Origin of the sequence: Mycobacterium angelicum, from assembly GCF_002086155.1 — a bacterium.
Classification (GTDB): Bacteria; Actinomycetota; Actinomycetes; order Mycobacteriales; family Mycobacteriaceae; genus Mycobacterium; species Mycobacterium angelicum.
Window position 1 is genome coordinate 1 of the sequence record NZ_MVHE01000142.1, and the last position, 4,017, is coordinate 4,017.

A 4,017-nucleotide genomic window follows, 5' to 3' on the forward strand; every position below is an offset into this window, starting at 1 on the left:
GCCCGCCCGACCCGAAGCCCGCGGTGGCGCCGCCACCGGCGCCACCGGTGCCACCGGCCCCGCCCGTTCCGGCGGCGCCCGCCACGCCGCCGGTGCCGCCGCTACCGGCGGCACCGCCGCTACCGCCGGTGCCGCCCTGGCCGCCGCCGCCGCCCCATCCGGCGCCCCCGGTGCCCGTGTCGGTGAAGCCTGCGCCGCCGGTGCCGCCCTGGCCACCCGCACCGCCCTGGCCGCCGCTGCCATTGGTCGCACCGGCGACGGCCTGGCCGCCGGCGCCGCCGGTCCCGCCGTTACCGCCCAAACCGCCGATCTGGCCGTTGCCGAACTGGGTCGTCCCCTCCAAGCCGGCGCCGCCCTGGCCGCCCGCACCGCCCTGGCCGCCGGCCCCGGCGGTATGACCGCTCTTGGTGGCGTCGCCGCCGACCCCGCCCGTGCCGCCGGTGCCACCCTGGCCGACCTGGCCGTCGGAGCCCGGCGCACCGAAGCCCGTGGTGCCGGCTTGGCCGCCTTGACCACCTCCACCGCCGATGCCACCGGTGCCGCCGGTGCCGGCGTCGTCACTGCCGCTGTCGGTGAAGCCCGCGCCGCCGGTGCCGCCCCGGCCGCCCTGGCCGCCGTCACCGCCACTGCCGGCGGCGACCCCGCCGAAGCCCGCGGAGCCGCCGGCACCGCCTGCGCCGCCCAAGCCACCTTCGCCGCCGGTGCCGGCGGTCGCGTTGGCCAGGCCGGTGACGCCATCGCCACCCTGGCCGCCGGCTCCGCCCTGACCGCCATGACCGCCGAAGCCAAAGCCGCTGCCCACGGTGCCGCCCGCGCCGCCGCTGCCACCGGTGCCGCCGGCGCCCGCGACTCCGCCGGTGCCACCGATGCCGATCGTGCCGCCGTCGCCGCCGTCACCGCCTGTGCCGCCGGTACCGCCGAAGGAGTTGTCGCCCAGCGTCGCGGCCTTGCCGCCCTCGCCTCCGGTGCCGCCCCGGCCGCCGTCGCCGTTGACGCCGCCGATGGTGACACCGCCCTGGCCGCCGTCGCCGCCCTTGCCGCCGTGGCCACCCATGTTGCCGGAGTTTCCGCTGCTGGAGCCGGTTCCGCCGGCCCCGCCGGTGCCGCCCTGGCCGCCGGTTCCGCCGGCGCCCACGGTCCCGCCGCCGCCGCCGCTACCGATCGCGCCGCCTAAGCCGCCCTGCCCGCCGTGGCCGCCGGTCCCGCCGGTGCCGGCGTTGTTGATGCCGGTGTCGGCGTGGCCGACGCCGCCGGTGCCGCCCTGACCGCCCTGCCCGCCCTGGCCGCCGGCGCCGTTGGTGGCGCCGGTGATGGCGCCGCCACCGGTGCCGCCAAGGCCGCCTTGACCGCCTTGTCCGCCCTCGCCAGCGGTGCCCGCGATTGGGCCGTCGATGCCGGTGCCGCCCTGGCCGCCCTGCCCGCCCTGGCCACCGGCCCCGGCGGTGCCGTTGAGGGTGACGGTCGCGCCGCCCTTGCCGCCGTCGCCACCGATGCCGCCGGAGCCGGCCGAGCCCGCCGTGCCCGCGACGGCACCGCCGGTGCCGGCCGCACCGCCGCCACCGCCCTGGCCGCCCTGGCCGCCCTGGCCGCCGGCGCCGGCGTTGTTGCTGCCGGTGTCGACGTGGCCGGCCCCGCCGATACCACCGCCGCCGCCTTCGCCGCCGCCGCCGCCGCTGCCGCTGGTTCCGGTGGGGTCGGCGGAACCGCCTTGGCCGCCGGCACCGCCGGCGCCGCCCAGGCCGCCGACGTAGCCGTTACCACCGATCGGCCCGTCGAGCCCTTGGCCGCCCTGCCCGCCTCGGCCGCCGTCACCGCCATCACCGGCCACACCGCCGGCACTGGTGGCCGTACCGCCTACACCGCCGTCGCCCCCGGCGCCGCCGGTGCCGGCGGCGCCAACGGTGCCACCGGTTCCGCCCACGCCGATCACTCCGCCGCTGCCACCCTTGCCACCGTTGCCGCCCATGCCACCCTTGGTGGCGTTATTGCTGCCGTCGTCGGTGAAGCCGGCGCCCCCGGTGCCGCCGGCGCCGCCGGTGCCGCCGGCGCCACCGGAGCCGTTGACGCCGCCGAGACCCGAGCCGCCCTGGCCACCGTCACCGCCGTCGGCACCGTCGCCGCCCACGGTGCCGTCGAAGCCCTTGGTGGCATCGGCGCCTTGCGCCCCGGCCCCACCTGTGCCGCCCTTGCCGCCCGTACCACCGATGCCGGCCGCACCCGTGGCGCCGCCGGTGCCCCCGGTCCCGGCAATTCCGGCCGTGCCGGCGTTGCCGCCCATGCCGCCCTTGCCGCCTCCGGTGGCTTTGTCGGTGCCGGTCTCGGCGAAGCCGGTACCACCCTGACCGCCGACGCCACCCACGCCACCGGCACCGCCGGTGCCGTTGATGCCGCCGATACCGGAGCCACCCTGGCCGCCTTCACCGCCGTTACCGCCCTGACCGCCGACGCCGCCGTTGACACCCTTGCTGCCCGCAATGCCTTGTGCGCCGGCCCCGCCGGTACCTCCTTGCCCGCCGGCACCGCCGGTGCCCGCCTTGCCCGTGGTACCGCCGGTGCCCCCGGTGCCGGCGCCGCCGGCCAGGCCGGCGCCGCCGCCGATGCCGCCTTTGCCGCCATTGGTGGCTTTGCTGATGCCGTCACTGTCGAAGCCGGTGCCGCCCTGACCACCGGCGCCGCCGGTACCGCCGGTGCCGCCGATGCCGTTTGTGCCACCGACGCCCGAACCACCCTGGCCGCCTTTACCGCCGTCGCCGCCGTTCCCGCCGAGGCCGCCATCAACGCCCTTGCTGCCCGACTGTCCTTGCATGCCAACCCCGCCGGTACCGCCCTGGCCGCCCTGGCCGCCGGTACCTCCCACACCCGCAGCGCCGCCGGTTCCGCCGGTGCCGGCCGCGCCGGCAAGCCCGGCCGCGCCGCCGATGCCGCCGGTCCCACCGCCGGTGGCCTTGTCCGTGGCGGTCTGGGCGAAACCAGTGCCGCCCTGACCGCCGATGCCACCCGTGCCGCCGGCACCCCCAATGCCATTGGTGCCGCCATTGCCCAAGCCGCCTTGGCCACCCTGGCCGCCTTGACCACCTTGGCCGCCGGTGCCGCCGATCTTTCCGACGGTGCCCGTCGTGCCTTGCCCGCCGGCCCCGCCGGCACCGCCGTGACCGCCCACGCCGCCCGTGCCCGCAGTGCCCGCCGCACCGCCGTCGGTTCCCGCTCCGGCCAATCCGGCATCGCCGCCGGTACCGCCGTTCCCGCCGTCGGCACCGCCGCCACCGGTGGTGCCGGTGTTGGCGCCGCCCGCCCCGCCCGAGCCACCCTGTCCGCCGGTGCCACCGTGACCACCTGCACCACCGCCGGATCCGCCGATGCCGAAGCCGCCGTAGCCACCCGGGCCGCCCGGCCCACCGGTGCCGCCCGGCTTACCGGCGGTGGGCAAGGACGGGTCGCTGGTCCCAGCGCCACCGGTTGCACCCTGCCCGCCGGCACCACCCGTACCGCCCGCGCCACCGGTGCCGTTGACGCCGAACGCGCCGCCGTCCGTTCCGGCGCCGCCGTGACCTGCCATACCGCCCATCCCGCCCTGACCACCGGCGCCGCCGATGCCAGCGGTATCGCCGGTGTTGTTACCGCCGGTCCCGCCGGTACCACCCTGGCCGCCCACACCACCCTGGCCGCCCTGGCCGCCGCCGACTCCTGCGATGCCGGCACCGCCAAGCCCACCCTGACCGCCGGGCCCGCCCTGGCCACCCGGATTACCCGGGTTGGGTGAGAAGGGATCGTCGATCCCGTTGCTGCCGGTGAAACCGACCCCGCCGGTGCCGCCGGTCCCACCGGTCCCGCCGACGCCGTTGGCGCCCACATGGCCGGCCGTACCGAGGAAGCCGCCATTGCCGCCCGGCCCGCCGGGGCCGGCGTTGCCGCCCGTGCCGCCGAAGCCACCCGGGCCCGCGCTGAAGAAGTTCGCGCCGTCGCCGCCGCTGCCGCCCATCCCGCCGGCAGTAGTAGAAACTCCGCCCGAGCCGCCAG

1 protein-coding gene is annotated in these 4,017 nt (G+C 78.9%); it reads right to left on the minus strand.

The annotated features are described in order from the left end of the window. Positions 1–3,979 (minus strand): PE family protein (locus BST12_RS34440; protein ID WP_425437428.1); only part of this gene is annotated, 3,979 nt, incomplete at its 3' end. Between the last annotated feature and the right edge of the window lie 38 nt (positions 3,980–4,017).